The 16,787-nt window shown below is 61.6% G+C and carries 22 protein-coding genes and 2 tRNA genes; 8 read left to right on the top strand and 16 right to left on the bottom strand.

Annotated features, from left to right (window positions below; translation table 11 throughout):
- Positions 1 to 153: 153 nt before the first annotated feature.
- From Q1V43_RS00840 to Q1V43_RS00825, 4 genes are all read left to right on the top strand, one after another.
- Complete coding sequence (locus Q1V43_RS00840) at positions 154 to 339, top strand: AlpA family transcriptional regulator (RefSeq protein ID WP_300512939.1); 186 nt, start codon at positions 154 to 156, stop codon at positions 337 to 339.
- Positions 340 to 1,695: 1,356 nt separating this feature from the next.
- The gene (locus Q1V43_RS00835) at positions 1,696 to 1,905 is read left to right on the top strand and encodes a hypothetical protein (RefSeq protein ID WP_300512937.1); all 210 of its coding nucleotides are present in this window, start codon (positions 1,696 to 1,698) and stop codon (positions 1,903 to 1,905) included.
- A complete protein-coding gene (locus Q1V43_RS00830; RefSeq protein ID WP_300512935.1) occupies positions 1,902 to 2,129 on the top strand; it encodes a hypothetical protein in 228 nt (75 codons plus the stop codon). The genes Q1V43_RS00835 and Q1V43_RS00830 overlap by 4 nt, the downstream gene beginning before the upstream one ends.
- 358 nt (positions 2,130 to 2,487) lie before the next feature.
- On the top strand, positions 2,488 to 2,736 hold the full coding sequence (locus tag Q1V43_RS00825; RefSeq protein WP_300512933.1) for a hypothetical protein: 249 nt from the start codon (positions 2,488 to 2,490) through the stop codon (positions 2,734 to 2,736).
- Between the two features lie 33 nt (positions 2,737 to 2,769).
- Here the strand turns inward: Q1V43_RS00825 and Q1V43_RS00820 are convergent.
- The 5 genes from Q1V43_RS00820 to infA all read right to left on the bottom strand — a co-directional run bounded on the left by Q1V43_RS00820 (position 2,770) and on the right by infA (position 4,943).
- A tRNA-Phe gene (locus Q1V43_RS00820) sits at positions 2,770 to 2,844 on the bottom strand.
- Positions 2,845 to 2,923: 79 nt separating this feature from the next.
- Positions 2,924 to 3,106, bottom strand: a complete 183-nt coding sequence (gene yacG / locus Q1V43_RS00815; RefSeq protein ID WP_300512931.1) for a DNA gyrase inhibitor YacG — start codon at positions 3,104 to 3,106, stop codon at positions 2,924 to 2,926.
- Entirely contained in the window at positions 3,103 to 4,137 is a 1,035-nt protein-coding gene (locus tag Q1V43_RS00810; RefSeq protein ID WP_300512929.1) for a ribonuclease E/G, read from the bottom strand. Before Q1V43_RS00810 ends, yacG begins: the two co-directional genes overlap by 4 nt.
- The gene (locus Q1V43_RS00805) at positions 4,134 to 4,715 is read right to left on the bottom strand and encodes a Maf family protein (RefSeq protein ID WP_300512927.1); all 582 of its coding nucleotides are present in this window, start codon (positions 4,713 to 4,715) and stop codon (positions 4,134 to 4,136) included. The genes Q1V43_RS00810 and Q1V43_RS00805 overlap by 4 nt, the downstream gene beginning before the upstream one ends.
- 9 nt (positions 4,716 to 4,724) lie before the next feature.
- Complete coding sequence (gene infA, locus Q1V43_RS00800; RefSeq protein ID WP_008186030.1) at positions 4,725 to 4,943, bottom strand: translation initiation factor IF-1; 219 nt, start codon at positions 4,941 to 4,943, stop codon at positions 4,725 to 4,727.
- Between the two features lie 214 nt (positions 4,944 to 5,157).
- Here infA and Q1V43_RS00795 point away from each other — a divergent pair, with 214 nt between their 5' ends.
- On the top strand, positions 5,158 to 5,916 hold the full coding sequence (locus Q1V43_RS00795; RefSeq protein ID WP_300512925.1) for a DUF5765 domain-containing protein: 759 nt from the start codon (positions 5,158 to 5,160) through the stop codon (positions 5,914 to 5,916).
- Here Q1V43_RS00795 and Q1V43_RS00790 read toward each other — a convergent pair.
- The 9 genes from Q1V43_RS00790 to Q1V43_RS00750 all read right to left on the bottom strand — a co-directional run bounded on the left by Q1V43_RS00790 (position 5,894) and on the right by Q1V43_RS00750 (position 12,001).
- Positions 5,894 to 6,766, bottom strand: a complete 873-nt coding sequence (locus Q1V43_RS00790; protein ID WP_300512923.1) for a carbon-nitrogen hydrolase family protein — start codon at positions 6,764 to 6,766, stop codon at positions 5,894 to 5,896. The genes Q1V43_RS00795 and Q1V43_RS00790 overlap by 23 nt on opposite strands.
- Complete coding sequence (locus Q1V43_RS00785) at positions 6,763 to 7,359, bottom strand: GNAT family N-acetyltransferase (protein WP_300512921.1); 597 nt, start codon at positions 7,357 to 7,359, stop codon at positions 6,763 to 6,765. The genes Q1V43_RS00790 and Q1V43_RS00785 overlap by 4 nt, the downstream gene beginning before the upstream one ends.
- A complete protein-coding gene (locus tag Q1V43_RS00780) occupies positions 7,356 to 7,751 on the bottom strand; it encodes a ketosteroid isomerase-related protein (protein WP_300512919.1) in 396 nt (131 codons plus the stop codon). The genes Q1V43_RS00785 and Q1V43_RS00780 overlap by 4 nt, the downstream gene beginning before the upstream one ends.
- Before the next feature lie 86 nt (positions 7,752 to 7,837).
- Complete coding sequence (locus tag Q1V43_RS00775) at positions 7,838 to 8,233, bottom strand: low molecular weight phosphatase family protein (RefSeq protein WP_300512917.1); 396 nt, start codon at positions 8,231 to 8,233, stop codon at positions 7,838 to 7,840.
- A gap of 68 nt (positions 8,234 to 8,301) precedes the next feature.
- Entirely contained in the window at positions 8,302 to 8,781 is a 480-nt protein-coding gene (locus Q1V43_RS00770) for a UPF0262 family protein (protein ID WP_300512915.1), read from the bottom strand.
- Positions 8,778 to 10,088, bottom strand: a complete 1,311-nt coding sequence (hisD, locus tag Q1V43_RS00765; protein ID WP_300512913.1) for a histidinol dehydrogenase — start codon at positions 10,086 to 10,088, stop codon at positions 8,778 to 8,780. Before hisD ends, Q1V43_RS00770 begins: the two co-directional genes overlap by 4 nt.
- A gap of 3 nt (positions 10,089 to 10,091) precedes the next feature.
- Entirely contained in the window at positions 10,092 to 10,571 is a 480-nt protein-coding gene (locus Q1V43_RS00760) for a DUF2948 family protein (protein WP_300512911.1), read from the bottom strand.
- Between the two features lie 5 nt (positions 10,572 to 10,576).
- Positions 10,577 to 11,842: a UDP-N-acetylglucosamine 1-carboxyvinyltransferase gene (gene murA / locus Q1V43_RS00755; RefSeq protein ID WP_300512909.1), complete on the bottom strand. Its 1,266-nt coding sequence runs from the start codon at positions 11,840 to 11,842 to the stop codon at positions 10,577 to 10,579.
- Positions 11,843 to 11,851: 9 nt separating this feature from the next.
- Positions 11,852 to 12,001: a hypothetical protein gene (locus Q1V43_RS00750; protein WP_300512907.1), complete on the bottom strand. Its 150-nt coding sequence runs from the start codon at positions 11,999 to 12,001 to the stop codon at positions 11,852 to 11,854.
- An 85-nt stretch (positions 12,002 to 12,086) separates the two neighbouring features.
- Between Q1V43_RS00750 and Q1V43_RS00745 the strand changes: the two genes are divergently transcribed.
- The 3 genes from Q1V43_RS00745 to Q1V43_RS00735 all read left to right on the top strand — a co-directional run bounded on the left by Q1V43_RS00745 (position 12,087) and on the right by Q1V43_RS00735 (position 14,185).
- Positions 12,087 to 12,161, top strand: a tRNA-Thr gene (locus Q1V43_RS00745).
- Between the two features lie 757 nt (positions 12,162 to 12,918).
- Entirely contained in the window at positions 12,919 to 13,530 is a 612-nt protein-coding gene (locus Q1V43_RS00740) for an autoinducer binding domain-containing protein (RefSeq protein ID WP_300512905.1), read from the top strand.
- Between the two features lie 67 nt (positions 13,531 to 13,597).
- Positions 13,598 to 14,185 (top strand): acyl-homoserine-lactone synthase, encoded by a 588-nt coding sequence (locus tag Q1V43_RS00735; protein ID WP_300512902.1) that lies wholly within the window; start codon positions 13,598 to 13,600, stop codon positions 14,183 to 14,185.
- Between the two features lie 99 nt (positions 14,186 to 14,284).
- Here Q1V43_RS00735 and Q1V43_RS00730 read toward each other — a convergent pair whose 3' ends face one another.
- Both Q1V43_RS00730 and Q1V43_RS00725 read right to left on the bottom strand, forming a co-directional pair.
- The gene (locus Q1V43_RS00730; RefSeq protein ID WP_300512900.1) at positions 14,285 to 14,794 is read right to left on the bottom strand and encodes a hypothetical protein; all 510 of its coding nucleotides are present in this window, start codon (positions 14,792 to 14,794) and stop codon (positions 14,285 to 14,287) included.
- A 92-nt stretch (positions 14,795 to 14,886) separates the two neighbouring features.
- The gene (locus tag Q1V43_RS00725; RefSeq protein WP_300512898.1) at positions 14,887 to 16,779 is read right to left on the bottom strand and encodes an acyl-CoA synthetase; all 1,893 of its coding nucleotides are present in this window, start codon (positions 16,777 to 16,779) and stop codon (positions 14,887 to 14,889) included.
- Between the last annotated feature and the right edge of the window lie 8 nt (positions 16,780 to 16,787).

Below are 16,787 nucleotides of genomic sequence, written 5' to 3'. Positions count from 1 at the left end.
GCTTGCCATCCGCCCGACGCGGCACACTTGCCAGAAACTCGCTTATAGCTCCCATCGAGAAACTCCTCACACATCAAAGAAGCCTCTGAATCGCAGATCAAGCGTCAGCGCAAAAGTGTGGGGTCGACGCACCGCTTACGGAAAGGAAACAGCATGACACAGAAGTTGCTCCGCCGCCCCGAAGTGGAAGCCCTCACCGGACTGAGCCGCACCTCGATCTATCGCATGATGGATGAAGGCGAGTTCCCCCGCCCCGTGCGTCTCGGCAAACGTGCCGTGGCTTGGCGCGAGGCCGATCTGGCCGAATGGCTCAACGGACTGACCACCACAGCCGCATAAAGAAAAACCCGCCCCATGAGGTTATGGGCGCGGGTTCTGTTCTTTTGGGGTTGTACCAATGAGCATAACCGTTGCGCCCATTATGAGCAAAGGAAATGCCATGACACAGGCAATGCGTTTCTGCGTCGTCCCAGAGACTGGTGGCGAACAATTCGAAGTGACCTTGAGGGGCCGCAACGCTTGGGCGCTCCGCCAGCTTATCCAGGCTGGTACGGCAGGCTGCACACCAGTCTCGAACCCGGCGCCTCGCTGGTCTGGATACGTCCACAACATTCGAGGCGCCGGCATAGCGGTTGAAACTGTCCATGAACGCCACGAAGGCCCCTATCCGGGCACACACGCCCGATACGTGCTTCTAGACCGCGTCCAGGAGGCAGGAGCCGCCCACGATGAGTAGGAAGCCCTACAAGGGTCAGAAACGCCGCTCAGGACGTTGGATTCAACTGCCTGAGTGGCTTCTCGCCTCAGAGGCGTGGAGCAGCATGAAGCCGGGACCGAGGGCCCTATACATTGAGCTCAAACGACAGTTCCGAGGCGGCAACAACGGCGAGATCTATCTGAGCCATAGAGACGCCTCAGATGCATTGAGCGTCGGGCGGGACACTGCCGCCGGGTACTTTCGAACCCTGTCCGATCGAGGCTTCATAGTGACCACCAAGGGCCACTGCCTCGGTCCTAGCGGGGTCGGCCAATCTGCCACATACGCCCTTACCGAAGAGCCCTTGAACGGCGCCCCAGCCACCAAGGATTTCATGAAATGGAAGGCCGATCAAAAAACAAAAGCCCCGTAGGAAAATCCGACATTTCTTGGCAGGAAAATCCTACAGGGGGTGTCGGAAAACCCCGCCTTTGAATTTTCAAATGTCGGAAAATCCTACCGCTTTTGCCCAAAATAGGCCCCTCATCGTGTCGGAAAATCCTGCCATATATAGATATACCATATCCCCCAGAGGAACGGCCGATTTATCCCCGGTCAGATCCGGGCAGATTCAGCCTTGGAACAGGCTGCCTGAACCTGACAAAACCTGACATGTTGCGGCACCAAAACACCCATTTCAGAACCTGATAAAACCTGAAATCCAAACTCGGCCTGATCAGCGCAGAAATCGCCCCCTTGCAATCCAGGCCCGGCCTCCTCATATTTTCCATACGGCAGCAAAAAACTGTCGTCGGGATTAGCAGCCCGTCCACACGTAGGCCCCAAAGGCCGCGCCATTTGGTGCGGTTTCGTTATGTCTGGGCGCAATGGGAGACCTTCGGGTCTGCCGCTTCTACGGGCGGTCTGCTAACCCGTTGTTGCCCAGGCACCCGAATAGCAGCGGGGCGCTGGGCGTTTCAAACCGTAGGAGACGCACAATGACCACTGTTCACCCCGAAGCCCCAGAGATGGCCTCATGCGAGATTGACGGCATCGGCCTGGCACTTGCCTTTCTAGATTTCATGACGGTCACGGACGCAAGCCAAGTCGATTACCAATCGGTGCAGAATGCGTCGTGGGCCATACGCACGGCCCTCAAGGCTCACCTTGACGCGATTGAGGCCCAATTGAGGGAGGGCACTCAATGAGCATCAATCATGAATTCACATCCGCAACCGACGACACAGACGCCTTGCTGATCAGAATGCAAGGTACAGCCATTGCTTTGGACCTTTTGGCCTATGACCAGTTGAAAGACGTGGGCACAGAGCTTCGGCATGCCCTATTAACGCTGATAGATAGCTTGAGAGAGGGCTTCATGAAGCTGGAAAAGCTGCGCCAAGCTGAGTGGAAGGCCGGAGGGAGGAGATGAAATGTGCCAGATTTGGCACTGGTCCAAGCCGTGGTGAAGTAATGTTCCAGACGGGAACAATTGATCAGGGCGGGTTAATCTCGCCCTTTTCCCGTTAAAAGGTTTTTCCCAGCCCTTAAAAAAGGCGGAACGAGGTTTTTCGCACCTCTATAAAAAGCAGCCTGAACCGATTTAATTCCAGTCATTACGCGAGGAGTAGACCGATTTATGTCAAGTCATCACGCGAGGCAAAGGCGACTTTTGCCCAATAGAGCAGCGAAAACGTGACCGATTTAGTTAAAGTCATTAGGAAGAGAGAAATTTTGAGACGGCAATTTGCACGCTTCTCTGGGATAAGGCATTGGGCTAACCATGTCCCATGCAATTAAATCGTGTTTTCGAAATTCTTCCAATGCTGACGAGCCAAAACGTAATCCCTCAAGGTGTCATCGACGAAGGCCGCCTCTTTGCCTTGGGCTCGTTCAGCAGCGCCAACCTTAACCACGCCCGCGTGGTGGATGTGCTTCAAGGCCTAAAGGACCAAGTCTTCCAGCCGTTCGCGATGCCCGTGCAACAATGCGATGAAGTGGGGCTTTTAGTGGGGCTACAGAGACTCAACCGCTACTAAGCGACTGATATTACGTCAGTATTTTGAGTATTTTGGTGCCCGGGGGCGGAATCGAACCACCGACACGAGGATTTTCAATCCACTGCTCTACCCCTGAGCTACCCGGGCACGGGTGAACGTTTCATCGTTCGGGTAGCGGGTTTCTAGTCGTGGCGGCCGGGGGTGTCCAGAGTAAATATCATCTTTTTCAGTGCGGGCGGCGAGTTTCTTTTGCGAGCTCTTCGGCGGCCTCTTCAAGGTCCTCGGGGGCCACTGCCGGAATGGCGTAGCTGCCGTTCAGCCAGCGGCCCAGGTCGACGTCGGCGCAGCGGCGTGAGCAGAAGGGGCTGTATTCCGGATCGCTGTCTTTCGCGCAGATCGGGCAGGTCATGGCAAGCTCCCCGACAGGGTGTCGCCCAGTGGCAGGCGTTCACGTTTGCGTTGCAGTTCGAAATTGCCCAGCGTGGTCCAGCCGACCAGCGAGGTCTCGATTCCGTCGGTGCGGAAAGAGGCGCGCAGGATCTGTTCGAGCTGGCGGCGTTCCTTTTTGGGCATGGGGGCGAAATCGACCACGATCTGGCCGCCCAGGCCGCGGCAGCGCAGTTCGCGCGGGAGCACCCGGGCCAGCGCGATATTGGCCTTCAGCCCGGCGGCGGGGCTGGTGTCGGAACCGGTGTTCACATCCACCGCCACAAGGGCGCGGGTCGGTTCGATGTAGGCATATGCGCCGCCGGGCAGACCCACACGCGGGGCGAGCCAGCGGGTGATCTCGATATCGTGGGCGGCGAAGCCCCCCTCGTCCAGGTGGTCAGGCCGCGGCCAATCCCGCCAGGCCAGCAGGTGCGCGTCGGGGCCGTCTACCAGCAGCTCGGGTTCGCGGCCCTCGGCATCTTCCCTGACCGCACGGGAAAGCTCCAGCATCCCGGCAATGTCGCCCGCGACCTCCTCGTCCGACGCCCCTTTGGCCGCGGATCGCAGGATCAGCCCTTCGGCGGCCTCGCCCATCAGGTCGACGGCGATCTCATGCAGGCGCACGCGCTCTTCGTCGTCGCGAATGGCACGCGAGATGTTCAGGCCGGGCGCTCCGGGGGTGACAATGGCAAAACGGCTCTTGAACAGTACGCGGTCGCTGACCGGCACGGCCTTTCCCGGTTCACCACGCGAAGTGACCTGTACCAGCAGCGCCTGGCCAGGCTTCAGCCCCTTCGCCCCGCGCAGATATCCGGTCTGGCCATCGGGCAGGCGCAGCATCATGCCCCCCTGCCCCTTCAGCGGGCGATCGCAGATGCCGCGCAGGATCGCGCCCGGGGCAAAGCTGTCGTCCGGTCCGTCGATCAGAAGATCCTCGACCACGCCATCCTCGATCAGGACGGCGACACGGCGGCCCTTCAATTCATCCAGAGCAATCACGCGGCCTTTCATGACCAGCCTCCATAAACGGGATAGTCCGCCGCTTTCAGCAGAGCGGCGGTTTCCGCGACCGGCAGGCCCACGACCGACGTATAGCTGCCCTGGATCCACGGGATGAAGGCCCCGGCCGGCCCCTGGATGGCATAGGCCCCGGCCTTGCCGCGCCAGTCCTCCGAGGCGAGATAGGCGTTCAGCTCATCATCCGAGAGGCGCTTCATCTTCACGTTTGTCACCACGTCGCGCGCCCAACGTCCCTTTGTGTTGCGCACCACGACCGAAGTGATCACGCGGTGACGGCGCCCGGAAAGCGCCAGCAGGAACTCCGCCGCCTGCCCCGCATCGGCGGGTTTGCCCATGATGCGGCGGCCAAGGGCCACGGTGGTGTCCGCGCAGAGCACGACCTCATCCGCCGCGACATCCATCGCGTCGGCCTTGGCACCGGCAATGCGGCGGCAGTAGTGCAGCGGCAGTTCGCCCTTGCGCGGCGTTTCATCCACATCGGGCGGACGCACCTCGTCCGCTGTCAGGCCAAGCTGGCCCAACAGTTCGGCCCGGCGCGGGCTGCCCGAGCCGAGGATCAGACGCGGCATCGGTTGCGCTTACTTGAAGCGGTAGTTGATCCGACCCTTGGTCAGATCATAGGGGGTCATCTCGACCTGGACCTTGTCGCCAGCCAGAACGCGGATGCGGTTCTTGCGCATCTTTCCTGCCGTGTGCGCGATGATCGTATGGCCGTTCTCCAGCTCGACCAGGAATGTCGCGTTCGGCAGGAGTTCCTTCACGACACCGGGGAATTCGAGCAGTTCTTCCTTGGCCATGTTCACTCCTGTTTTCACACCCGCGGGTCGCGGGCGCCCCCTAAATGGCCCCGAAACGGGGGATTTTCAAGGGAAAAGGGTAGGCTGCGGCTTCATAGCGTCATGAGGTGGTTGCGGCGGCGCAAATTGCCACACGTTTTTGGCGAGTTGCTCCGCCGGACGCTACACGTTAACGTTATGTCAGTGACCAGAAAACAGCCGGTGGAAAGTCCCTATGTGCTGGAACATGGAAGTCTCGGCCACCTTGGCGGTCGGCGGGTTCGCCCTTTCCGCCGTATCGGCCCGGCGCGGAGATCCGCCGGCCTTCTGGCTTACCCTGAGCTTCTTTTCGATCATGGAAGTCGTGCAGACTCTGAGCTATCCGGTAATCGGCCAATGCGGATTGCCCGCGAACAAGTACCTGACAATGTTCAGTTATGGCCATATCGCGTTGCAACCGTTCTTCTTCAACGCGCTGGCCCTGGCCTGCCTGCCCGAGGCCGCGCGGCTGCGCGCACGGGGCTGGGTGTACGCGCTGTGCGCGGTAGCGGCGGCCTATACAATCCTGCAACTGGCCCCGCTCACGGGAAACGGCACCTGCGCACCCTGGCGGATTATGTGTGGCGAAGAATTCTGTACGGTCGAGGGCAACTGGCACCTGGCATGGGAGATGCCGCTCAACAGCTGGGGCAACGGTTTGGCCACCTCGGACTACTGGCTGCTGAGGCAATTTCGTGACGGCATGTCGGGATATGGACTTGCGGTTTTCGTCTTGCCCTTCTTCTACGGGGCCTGGCGGATCACGGTGTTCCAGTTTCTGGTCGGGCCGATTGCCGCGCGGCTGATTACCGACAATGTGAACGAACAACCGGCTATCTGGTGCCTGGCGTCTGTCGGCATTGCTGCGGTGATCATCTTCACGCCGCTGCGACAGTTCCTGAAAGCGCGCCACCCGCCGCCCTGGCTACGGGTCAGATCAACCGTTCAATCCTGACCGGCCCGTCGCGGCCCACCTGTTCGTCCCAGTGGGTCTTGTTCAACACGTGACCGTCGCGGCGTACCTCGCGAATGGCGCGAAGATCGACTTCGGCCGTGACCCAGCCGGGCGTGTCAAAGCGGCCTTGCGCGATGATGCCCGTGTCCGGAAAGCCCTTGTCCGGCGGGCCATAGATGGCGGCCGCCCCAGTGTTCACATCCACCACCTGGTTCCAAGTCGCATCGCCCTGCGTCGGGGCATGTACGGCCACACATTGACCTTCCAGTGCGCGGGCCATGGCGCCGATGCGCACCCGGGCATAGCCCGCCATGCCCTCGGTCGCCGATGGCACCAGCAGAATGTCCGCCCCTTTCTCGATCAGCGCGCGGCCCAGCAGGGGAAATTCGCTGTCATAGCAGATCAGCACGCCGATCTTGCCCAGGGCCGTTTCCATCAGCGTCAAGGGCGCTCCGCCGTGGCAGTCCATCGGATCGCGCTCCCAGCGGGTCATGATCTGCTTGTCATGCGAGACCGCCCGACCGTCCGGGGTAAAGAAAGTGGCGCGATTCACCGGACGGTTGCCTGCAAAGACGGGACCGGAGCCACCAAGGATATGCTTGCCGGTTTCAGCCGCCAGCCGCATAAGCAAACCATCCGCCCGCTCCATCTGCCCGGCCACGGCGTGCAGGCTGGCCTCCACGTTCGCGCAAATGTCCTTGCCCGCGAGCGACGCCAGTTCCATCGCGCCATATTCCGGAAAGACCAGCAGGTCGGCTTCGGCCCCATGCACCCAGGCGCTGATCTTGTCCTCAAAGCTGGCCCAGCTGTCATGCCAGTCGATCGGATAGGCGGCGGCGGCTAACCTCATGTCTCCTCCAGGTCCCGGATCCAGAATTGCAGCGGTTTCTCGTCCTCGGCGGGCTTGTCGATATCTTTCCAGGCAAACCGCGCGAGGGTTCCATCGAGCTTACGATAGCCGCGCCCGGTCCAGAAGGCATCAAGCGGACGGTAATCGGCAGACCGCAACGGGTGATCCTCCGGCCGGACCACGCTACAGAAAGCGACGTGGCGGCGGCCCAGGGCGCGGGCATGGGCCTCGCGTGCGTCGAAGAAGGCATGGCCGATCCCCCTGCCCCTGTATTCAGGCAAAAGCACGCTTTCGGCGTTGTAGAAAATATCGCCCAAGGCAAGGCCCGTCCCCGCGAAAGCGGCGGCGAAATCTTCCGCGTGATCCTCCATCGGCGTACCGGTCGAGGCGCCGACCAACCGGTCGCCGTCGAACGCGCCGACCAGAATGGCCCCCACCGAGTCGCGATAGCTCTGCAGGTAGCGATGCTCATAGTCGAAGCTGCCATCGTAGAGGTAAGGCCAGGCGCGGAACACCTTGATGCGCAGTCGCGCGACATCCGGCAGGACGCGCTCCAGATCCGTGCCGGTCAGCGGGCGGACGTCCAGGGTCACGCGACTTGCCGCTCCCAGTCGGCAAGGTTGTAATAGGTGGTCACACGGGTGATCTTGCCGCCCTCCAGCGTAAAGAAGGATCCGGCTGGCAGGACGTATTTCTGACCGCGCGCCTCGGGCAGGCCCGGGTCGGTATTCAGATAGGTTCCGTTGACCACGAACTCCGCCGCCGCGCGGCGGCCGTCCTCGGAGACAAAGATCACCATATCGGTGAGCTTTTCCTTGTAACAGGCTGACATGTGGTCACAAAACTTGGAAAACAGTGCCTTTCCGGTGCGGATCCTGCCCTCGTTCACATGGTGCGCCACATCCTCGGACAGGCAGTCCAGCATGGCGGGTGTATCTCCCGCGTTGAAAGCTTCGAAATAGCGCTGAATGGTGTCACGGCTCATGGATCTCTCCCGGTTGTTGCGCGGCAGAGTGCCGCCAGGCGCGCAACCGGGCAAGAGCGAAAGCGCCGCCCGGAGGGCGGGAAGCGTCATGCCTCGATCGGAGCTCCGAATCGGCGGATCATGTGATCGCGAATCTGGTCGCGTGCAGCCCGGTAGGCGTCGAGCTTTTCCTCACGCCGGTTGCCCAGCCCCGTCGGATCAATGATCGGCCAGTATTCCACCTCCAGGTGGTAGTGACGGGTCAGGTCCAGGGCCCGGCGCTGGCTGGCCGGGGACAGGGCCACGACCAGATCAAAGCTGGACAGGTCATCGCCCCACTGGCGCATATCGTCGAAGCTGCGCACGGTATGGCCGGACAGCGAAATGCCCAGTTCGTCACAGACCGCGACCGAGAATCCATCGACCTCCAGCTCGCTGTGCACACCGGCGGATTGCACATAGATTTCATGGCCGTAGAAAGCTTTCATCATGCCCTCGGCCATCGGGGACCGTACTGCGTTGTGGTCGCAGCAAAACAGAACCGATTGTGGACGCTCGCCCCCGGTCACGCTCAGCCCCAATGCAATACGCAGATGAGGGTGAAAAGGCGGCGGGCGGTGTCGATGTCGATCTCGGCCTTGCCTTCAAGCCGCTCCTGCAGCACGCGCGCGCCTTCGTTGTGAATGCCGCGGCGGGCCATGTCGATTGCCTCGATCTGGCTGGGCGGCAGTTTCTTCACCGCGTCGAAATAGCTTTCGCAGATGGCGAAATAATCCTTCACGACCTGGCGGAACGGGCCCAGCGACATGTGGAATTCGGCAGCATCATCGCCGCTTTCCGTGTCCACGTCGAAAACCAGGCGCTTTTCGCGAATGGCGAGGCCCAGGTGATAGGGGCCATCCGCAACCGCCTGATCGCCGCGTGTTTCCAGCACGAAACTGTTGTCCTCCAGCAGGTCAAACACCGCGACCTTGCGCTCCTGCTCGATGGCGGGCGTAGGGGCGGCAAGCCCGGTCTCGTCGATCTCGATATGGCTGATGCAATGGGTCATTTTTCTTGTTCGTTCAGGGCGTTGAGCCGTGCACGCACGGACAGGCCATGCGCTTCGAGGCTTTCGGAAATGGCGAGGGTCTCGGCGACGGGACCGATGGCGGCAAGGGTCGCCGGGGTCATGCGGGCAAGCGTGGTGCGCTTGAGGAAGTCCAGCACCGACAGGCCCGAGCTGAACCGGGCCGAGCGCGCAGTGGGCAGGACGTGGTTCGGCCCACCGACATAGTCACCGATCGCCTCGGGCGTATACTGCCCCAGGAAGATGGCGCCGGCATGGGTGCATTTTTCGGACAGGGCCTCGGGATCGGCCACGCAAAGCTCCAGGTGTTCGGGCGCGATGCGGTTGGACAGCTCTGCGGCCTCGTCAAGGTCGGCCACGGTAATGACCGCGCCGAAGTCACGCCAGGAGGCCCCGGCGATCTCGCGCCGTGCCAGGGTTTCCAAGCGTTTTTCAACAGCCCCGGCAACTTTCTCGCCAAATTCCGCATCCGTGGTGATCAGGATCGACTGGGCGCTTTCGTCATGTTCAGCCTGGCTCAGCAGATCCAGCGCCAGCCAGTCCGGATCGTTCGCGGAGTCGGCAATCACAAGAATCTCGGAAGGGCCCGCAATCATGTCGATGCCGACCTTGCCAAACACGCGCCGCTTGGCAGCGGCGACGAAGGCGTTGCCCGGACCGGTGATCTTGTCGACCGGCGCAATGGTTTTGGTGCCATAGGCCAACGCCGCCACGGCCTGCGCCCCGCCAATGCGATACACTTCGTCCACACCGGCGATGCGCGCGGCCAGCAGGACCAGCGGGTTGGCCTGCCCGTCCGGGGTTGGCACCACCACGGCCAGCCGCCCGACCCCCGCCACCTTGGCCGGGATCGCGTTCATCAGCACGGACGACGGGTAGCTTGCCAGCCCGCCGGGCACATAAAGTCCCGCCGCGGAAACCGCCGACCAGCGCCAGCCCAGCTCGGCCCCGGTGTCGTCGGTCCAGCGGTCGTCAGAAGGCATCTGGCGGATGTGATAGGCGCGGATGCGTTCGGCTGCCAGCTCCAGCGCGGCGCGATCAGCGGCAGACACCCTGGCGCATTCGGCTTCGATCTCTTCCTCGGAGAAGCGCAGCGTCTCGGGGGTCAGATCCAACCGATCGAATTTCGAGGTCAGCTCGATCACTGCCGCATCCCCGCGCGCGCGAACGTCGGCGATGATTTCCGCCACCACGGCGTCCACATCCGGGCTGTCCTCGCGCTTCATCGACAGAAGCTCGGCAAAGCGCGCCGCGAAATCGGCGGCCTGGGTCGAGAGGCGAAGGGGCATGGCTTACTCCGGATGTTCGGGCGTGTGCTTGGAGGGCGCAATATAGGGGCGGGTCACGTCACGCAAGGTGACATCCAGCGCCTCGACCTCCAGCGCGATGGCGCCATCGCCGGCAAGCGTCAGTTCGACGCGGCCGGTACCGTCCTCTCCGGGCACGAACGAGATGGACAAAAGCGACAAAACCATGTCCTTGTCGCTGCGATCCACCCCTTGGGATTGCACTTTTTCAACATCACCGATGACAAGCGTCGATTGGACCCGTTCTACCGCGCGGCCCCGATGGTCTGCCGCCGGCTTGTCCTCCCAACGAAAGCGGTTGAGCAATAGGGCAAAGCGGCGCTGGCCTGGATGCCAGGCCATTTCGGTGATCGGAAACACCGCATCCTGCACCAGCGACGAGACAACCTGCAGGTCATCCGCATCCACCGCCATCAGGCGCAGCGGCTCCTCGCCGCCGTCTTCGAACCGCGCGTCTTCGACCATCCCGGTCACTCCTTGATCCGTTCGATTTTCGCCCCGATGGAGGACAGTTTGCGCACAACCTGTTCATAGCCGCGATCAAGGTGATAGACGCGGCTGACCACGGTTTCGCCTTCGGCCGCCATGCCGGCCAGAATTAGCGAGATCGAGGCCCGCAAGTCCGTCGCCATCACCGGCGCCCCCTTGAGCTTGTCGACCCCGTGCACAGTTGCCGTGCCACCGTGCACTTCGATGTCGGCGCCCATCCGGGTCAGTTCCGGGGCGTGCATGAAGCGATTTTCGAAAATGGTTTCGTGCAGCACACTGGTGCCCTCGGCGGTGCAGAGCATGGCCATCATCTGCGCCTGCAGGTCGGTGGGGAAGCCCGGGAAGGGTTCGGTGGTCACGTCCACCGCGCGCACGCGCCCGTTCTTGCGCGCTACTTTCAGACCGCGCGCGGTTTCCTCGACATGGATGCCCGCCGCCTCCAGCTTCTCGCAGAATGCCGAGACCAGCTCGATCTTGCCACCCAGACATTCGACTTCGCCCCCGGCGATGGCCGGGGCCAACATGTAGGTGCCCAGTTCGATCCGGTCGGTGACAACCTGGTGGGTGGCGCCATGCAGGCGGTCGACGCCCTGCACAACGATTTCCGGGGTGCCGTCGCCCTCGATCTGCGCGCCCATGGCACGCAGGCAGGTGGCCAGATCAACGATCTCCGGCTCACGCGCGGCATTGCGGATCACGGTGGTGCCCTTGGCCAGCGTCGCAGCCATCAGGATATTCTCGGTCGCCCCGACGGACGCGAAACTCAGCTTGATCTCTGCCCCTTTGAGGCCGCGCGGCGCCTTGGCGTGCAAATAACCGTCCCGCAGCTCGATCTCGGCCCCCAGCGCCTCGAGCCCGTGAATGTGCAGGTCCATCGGGCGCGCGCCAATGGCACAGCCGCCGGGCAGCGAGACCTCGGCGTGGCCCATGCGCGCCAGAAGCGGGCCAAGCACCAGGTTGGAGGCACGCATCTTGCGCACGATATCATAATCCGCGTGGGACGAGGTCAGGTCGTGGCTGGACATGGCGAGCACCTGGCCACCCTGCATCGCGGTTGCTTCCGCACCCAGGCTTTCCAGCAGCATCGTCATCGTCTTGATGTCCGACAGGCGCGGCGCATTGGTCAGCGTCAGCGGTTCCTCGCTCAGAAGCGTGGCCGGCATCAGCGTCAGGCAGGCGTTCTTGGCCCCCGCGATCGGAATTTCTCCCTGCAGCTCGCCGCCGCCCGTCACCACAATCGAATCCATTAACCTGCCTCACTCTTCTTTGCTGTTATCCGGTTTATCCGCGCGCACGCGGGCCTGCGCCTTGCGCCGCCCCATGTTGGCCTTCAACGCCGCCTTCAGGCGATCCTCACGCGATTGCGCTTGTTTTACTGGCTTTTTCGGTTTGTCGAATGTGCTCATGAACCCTTCTGTACCCCAGAGTGAAAAAAGGGTCCAGATTGCGCTTGCATCCCTGCGCCGGGGGAGCTAGATACCCGCTCACGCCGCCGCAGTAGCTCAGTGGTAGAGCGCACCCTTGGTAAGGGTGAGGTCGGGAGTTCAATCCTCCCCTGCGGCACCATCCCCCATTTGAAAACCAACAGCTTTTCCGCACCACCAGGGCATCTTGGGGGCGGATTTCGCCCGAAACCACCGGAACTTGCAGCACAACACAGCAACTATCGGTACAAATCCCGTACAAACTCTGCTGAATGCTCTTTTACGAACTTGGCCTGGTGCCATTTCACATCGCCCGCCAGCCCGCCCACCTAAAGCGTTTCGAGAAAAACCTGTCTCAGGTTCAAGTAGAAACGCTTTGGCAAGCAAAAATGCGCGCTGTCAGTCGACGGGCATGGTGAAGTTACCACCCCAAACTCACAGCTTCCGGTATCACGTGGAATACTCCGCGTACAATTTGCGACATGGGGAATGGCTTCAAGGTCGCTGCCGGTTCCTACTTGATCTCACGATGCGCCTCATCCGGGTCCGGACGGACGATCATGTAATCCGCAGCAATGGTCGCAATACCACCAGGGCGGTATTCCGGAAGGTGCTGGAGCAGCCGCCGACATCAACCATAAATTGCAGAAAGTCTTGCCTGACCCCATTCGCAAAATGGATATGATTCGGCCTGTTAACCTATCTTAATAGACAGGCAATTTGGGAACCCTTCCTTAACGCTGTGGATAAGTTGAAACTTATCCACACAACCCTAGCTTTTAAGTTAGGTTCAAAAAAACACACATTTTTCAGGTTTGCGATTTCCTGTCGAATCCGCAGCGTCAACTCGCAATTTATGGTTGTGCCCCTTCCACGATGGTCCCTAGACTTTAACCATCATGGGGAAAAATCTGAACATAGAGGACCTGACCAACGAACTGGGCGAATTGGCCCCGAAGGGCTATTTCGTCGGTCTTCACATTCGTTTTGCCGCCCCGCTGATGACCTTCCAGACCTACCCACAGGCCTGGACGGACCACTACACGCAGCACGCCTATGCGCTGCGTGACCCACTGATTGCCTGGGGGATATCGCGCACCGGAGCCACACGGTGGAGCGATATCGACATCCCGGATCCGTTCGACATCATGGCCGAGGCCCGGAAATTCGGGCTCGTCTATGGGGTCTCGATCTCCTGCGGGCCGATGACGTCCCGCACCGTGGCGGGGATCGCAAGGGCGGACCGGGAATTCACGGACGAGGAGATCGCCGAACTTTCCGGGATCATCCTTCGCCTCCACACCGAGACCGAGCCGCCCGACAACCTGACGGGGGCCGAGATCGAAGCGCTGAAAGTCGTGGGGTCCGGCGAACGATATGCCGCCGGAGCCGCACGCCTGGGCATCTCTGAAAGCGCACTCAAGGCGCGCCTGACATCGGCGCGCCGCAAACTCTTCGCTCGAACCTCCGCGGAGGCCATTCAGCGCGCCAAGGATTACCGGCTCATCTGAGCCGGGCGCCTGAACCCTTCCACGGACGACCGAACCCGGAACCTTACCAAAGCTGGAGGCTTAAACCATGCAGACCACGACGCTCTCTTTCGAGAATATACACAACCATGGCGAGCTTTTCGCGAATCTACTTCGCGCTAGACGTCAGTCATTCATTGTTCAGAACAACTGGGACCTGCCCGAGGCAATGGGCATGGAGTTCGACCAGTACGACACGCCCGCAAGCCGTTGGGTGGCGGTGCATCAGTTCGGCCAGGTGCTGGCCGGCATTCGCCTGACACCCACCACGGCACGTTGCGGCATCTACACCTATATGATCCGCGACGCGCAGCGGGGGCTGCTGGACTCGATCCCCTCGGACCTGCTCTATGACGAGGCTCCGGTGGCGGAAAACATCTGGGAATCGAGCCGCGTTTTCGTCGCCCATGACACGCCGCAGCGGATCCGGCGGGTGGTCCACGCGCATTTGATCACCGAAATGACCAAATCCGCGCGTGAACTGGGCGCATCGCAGGTGCTGGGACTGATCCCGGCCAGCTGGCCACGCTGGGCACGCCGCTGCAAGCTTGATGCGCAAGCGGCGGGCCGGGTCATGCATATCGACGGGGTGGACAACCAGGTCGTGTCGATCAACCTGACGGACAAGATGCACTGACCCCGCGCGCCCGGCCCCGTTTGTGCCGGGCCGGCGAACAGCCATCCTGCGGCCAGTTTGGCCGTGGGAATACCTTGAAATCGTCCTGCCGTCTGCGCCTCAGCGCAGGCGGCGGGTACACTCGATGAGCTTGTCGATCGAGGCCGCGCTGCCTGCCAGCGACCAGCCTTCCACGAACTCGCCCGCATTCGAATACAGCTTGACCTGGTTGCCGCGCACGATCTCGTCCAGGAACCGGTCTGAGGCATTGCCGCCCGGCAGCTGGAACAGGATCTGGTCGCCGGACAGGTCCGCATCGGTCAGATCCCAGCTGGCGCGCCGGTCGATCTGCACGACGATGTCCTCACGCCCTTCGTAGAAATCCCAGTTGGAGCGCAGGAACTCCAGCGTGACCGACGAATAGCCGTCCGCCCAGATCGCAAAGCTGGTCCCCGGCTCGCTGACGCGGGCCCGGCAGGCCAGTGAGTTGTCGCCAAAGGTCACAACGTGAACCGTCCAGGCCTTGTGACCGAAATAGTAGTTCTCATAAGGCTGCGCGAACGCTGCCAGAGGAGCGGCCAGAACCACGGCCACCGCCACTGCATTTCGAACAAGCTTGGTCAAAAACATGAGCCACCCTCCGCTTTGTCAACATGCCAAGGGTGGCAAAGGTTTCCGTCGCAATCAAGTCGCGACCGGGCAGATCGCCGCAGCCCGGCGGTTCACTCCATCCACTCGAAGGGCCGGGTGAACTCGCCCAACGTATGGCTGACGGCCTCGTAATCCACCTCTCCGGTGGTACGCAGACGGGCTACCAGACCACGTTTCTTGTCATCCAGCACCTCGACCACCTCGGCCGGATGCCCCGCCTTGGCCAACGCCGCGTTGTAGACACGGGTAATCGCGGATTTGCGCAGATCGGGTTTAAAGACCTTTCCAACGGCGGTCTTGGGCAGTTCGTCCAATACCTCGATATGCTTGGGCATGGCGGCCTTTTCGTGGATGTGTTTCTTGGCATAGGCCATCAGTTCATCGACCGAGACTTCGGCCCCGCCGACCAGTTCGACATAGGCGCAGGGCAGCTCGCCCGAATAGCTGTCGGGCTGGCCGATGGCGCCGACGAAGGCGACCGCCTCGTGTCCGGCCAGCACTTCTTCGATCTCGGCCGGATCGATATTGTGCCCGCCGCGAATGATCAGATCCTTGGCACGCCCCGTGATCCACAGGTACCCGTCCTCGTCCATACGGCCCAGATCACCGGTCCGCAGGTGGGTTCCCCCCGCATAAAGGCCCGCGTTCTTTTCGGTCTCCGTATAGGTGTTGCCGACGAAGACACCGGGGTTCGAAACGCAGATCTCTCCCACCACATCGACATCGCATTCTTCGAGGATATTGCCCTCGGTGTCGCAGTTGGCGATCTTCACATCCGTATAGGGCAGCGGCACGCCGACGGACCCCACCTTCTTGTTGCCGCCCGGCGGGTTGCAGCTGACAAGGCAGGTCGCCTCGGTCAGCCCGTAGCCTTCGACGATGGTCACGCCTGTCGCTTCCTGAAAGCGGTTGTAAAGCTCGACCGGCAGCGGCGCGGAGCCCGAGAAAGCGACCTTGAGCGAGGATACATCCGCATCCACAGGGCGCTGCATCAGGGCGGCGATGGCGGTGGGCACGGTGATCACGAAGCTGACCTTGTAGCGTTCGACCAGCTTCCAGAAATTGTCGAACACCCCGTCCCCGCGATAGCCCGCAGGCGTCGGAAAGACCATGTGGCAGCCCGAGGTGATCCCGGCCATGAAGATGACCTGCACCGCGAAGACGTGGAACAGGGGCAGCGGGCAGATGATCACGTCTTCGGCGTTGAACAGCAGGTTCGCGCCCAGCCAACCGTTGTACATCATGCCGCCATAGGTGTGCTGCGCGACCTTGGGTGTGCCGGTGGTGCCGCCGGTGTGAAAATAGGCGCAGACGCGGTCGATCTGGCTGTCTTCGAAATCCAGCGTGGTGTTCTGCCTGGCCATTTCGGCGTTGAAGTCCAGGACCCGGGCGCTGTGGCCGACCGGGTTCTTCGGCCGGATCAGCGGCACGATCCAGTTTTTCGGGAAGCTCAGGTAACGGTTGAGGTCGATCTCCAGCACCGTTTTGACATTCGGTGCCATCTTGACCGCTTCGGCAGCCAGTTGGGCCACTTCGGTCTTGGGGAAGCTCTTCAGCGTGACCAGCACCTTGGCGCCGGTCTCGCGCAGAATGCCCGCGACCTGTTCGGCATTCAGCAGCGGGTTGATCGGGTTGACGATCCCGGCAATGGACCCGCCCAGCAGGGCATAGAAGGTCTCGTTCGCATTGGGAAGCAGGTAGGCAACGACATCCGTTTCACCCACCCCCAGTGCGCGGAACAGGTTCGCCGCCTGAACCGAGCGATCATGCATGTCCTGCCAGGTGACGGTCTCGACCGCATCGGTCGGGCCCGAGGTGATCTGATAGGACACGGCCGGGCGCGACCCGTGTTCGTCAGCGGTTTTCTTCAGACGGCCATACATCGTGACCGGCTTCTCACGCTTCTCCCACGGCATTTCACTGGCAACGGCGTCCCGGTCGGCCGCTGAATTGAACGGAAACATGGCTCACT

The sequence above is a fragment of the Aliiroseovarius sp. genome (assembly GCF_030148435.1).
In the GTDB taxonomy this organism is placed as follows: domain Bacteria; phylum Pseudomonadota; class Alphaproteobacteria; order Rhodobacterales; family Rhodobacteraceae; genus JASBTN01.
Note: the sequence above shows the minus strand (reverse complement) of the source record. Positions and strands in the feature narration are given on the sequence as shown.

Bases quoted from the DNA above. Each gene is read 5' to 3' on its own strand.
- Q1V43_RS00840 (WP_300512939.1), top strand. From the start codon at position 154: ATGACACAGAAGTTGCTCCGCCGCCCCGAAGTGGAAGCCCTCACCGGA.
- Q1V43_RS00835 (WP_300512937.1), top strand. From the start codon at position 1,696: ATGACCACTGTTCACCCCGAAGCCCCAGAGATGGCCTCATGCGAGATT.
- Q1V43_RS00830 (WP_300512935.1), top strand. From the start codon at position 1,902: ATGAGCATCAATCATGAATTCACATCCGCAACCGACGACACAGACGCC.
- Q1V43_RS00825 (WP_300512933.1), top strand. From the start codon at position 2,488: ATGCAATTAAATCGTGTTTTCGAAATTCTTCCAATGCTGACGAGCCAA.
- yacG (WP_300512931.1), bottom strand. From the start codon at position 3,106: ATGACCTGCCCGATCTGCGCGAAAGACAGCGATCCGGAATACAGCCCC.
- Q1V43_RS00810 (WP_300512929.1), bottom strand. From the start codon at position 4,137: ATGAAAGGCCGCGTGATTGCTCTGGATGAATTGAAGGGCCGCCGTGTC.
- Q1V43_RS00805 (WP_300512927.1), bottom strand. From the start codon at position 4,715: ATGCCGCGTCTGATCCTCGGCTCGGGCAGCCCGCGCCGGGCCGAACTG.
- infA (WP_008186030.1), bottom strand. From the start codon at position 4,943: ATGGCCAAGGAAGAACTGCTCGAATTCCCCGGTGTCGTGAAGGAACTC.
- Q1V43_RS00795 (WP_300512925.1), top strand. From the start codon at position 5,158: ATGTGCTGGAACATGGAAGTCTCGGCCACCTTGGCGGTCGGCGGGTTC.
- Q1V43_RS00790 (WP_300512923.1), bottom strand. From the start codon at position 6,766: ATGAGGTTAGCCGCCGCCGCCTATCCGATCGACTGGCATGACAGCTGG.
- Q1V43_RS00780 (WP_300512919.1), bottom strand. From the start codon at position 7,751: ATGAGCCGTGACACCATTCAGCGCTATTTCGAAGCTTTCAACGCGGGA.
- Q1V43_RS00775 (WP_300512917.1), bottom strand. From the start codon at position 8,233: ATGGCCGAGGGCATGATGAAAGCTTTCTACGGCCATGAAATCTATGTG.
- Q1V43_RS00770 (WP_300512915.1), bottom strand. From the start codon at position 8,781: ATGACCCATTGCATCAGCCATATCGAGATCGACGAGACCGGGCTTGCC.
- hisD (WP_300512913.1), bottom strand. From the start codon at position 10,088: ATGCCCCTTCGCCTCTCGACCCAGGCCGCCGATTTCGCGGCGCGCTTT.
- Q1V43_RS00760 (WP_300512911.1), bottom strand. From the start codon at position 10,571: ATGGTCGAAGACGCGCGGTTCGAAGACGGCGGCGAGGAGCCGCTGCGC.
- murA (WP_300512909.1), bottom strand. From the start codon at position 11,842: ATGGATTCGATTGTGGTGACGGGCGGCGGCGAGCTGCAGGGAGAAATT.
- Q1V43_RS00750 (WP_300512907.1), bottom strand. From the start codon at position 12,001: ATGAGCACATTCGACAAACCGAAAAAGCCAGTAAAACAAGCGCAATCG.
- Q1V43_RS00740 (WP_300512905.1), top strand. From the start codon at position 12,919: ATGGGGAAAAATCTGAACATAGAGGACCTGACCAACGAACTGGGCGAA.
- Q1V43_RS00735 (WP_300512902.1), top strand. From the start codon at position 13,598: ATGCAGACCACGACGCTCTCTTTCGAGAATATACACAACCATGGCGAG.
- Q1V43_RS00730 (WP_300512900.1), bottom strand. From the start codon at position 14,794: ATGTTTTTGACCAAGCTTGTTCGAAATGCAGTGGCGGTGGCCGTGGTT.
- Q1V43_RS00725 (WP_300512898.1), bottom strand. From the start codon at position 16,779: ATGTTTCCGTTCAATTCAGCGGCCGACCGGGACGCCGTTGCCAGTGAA.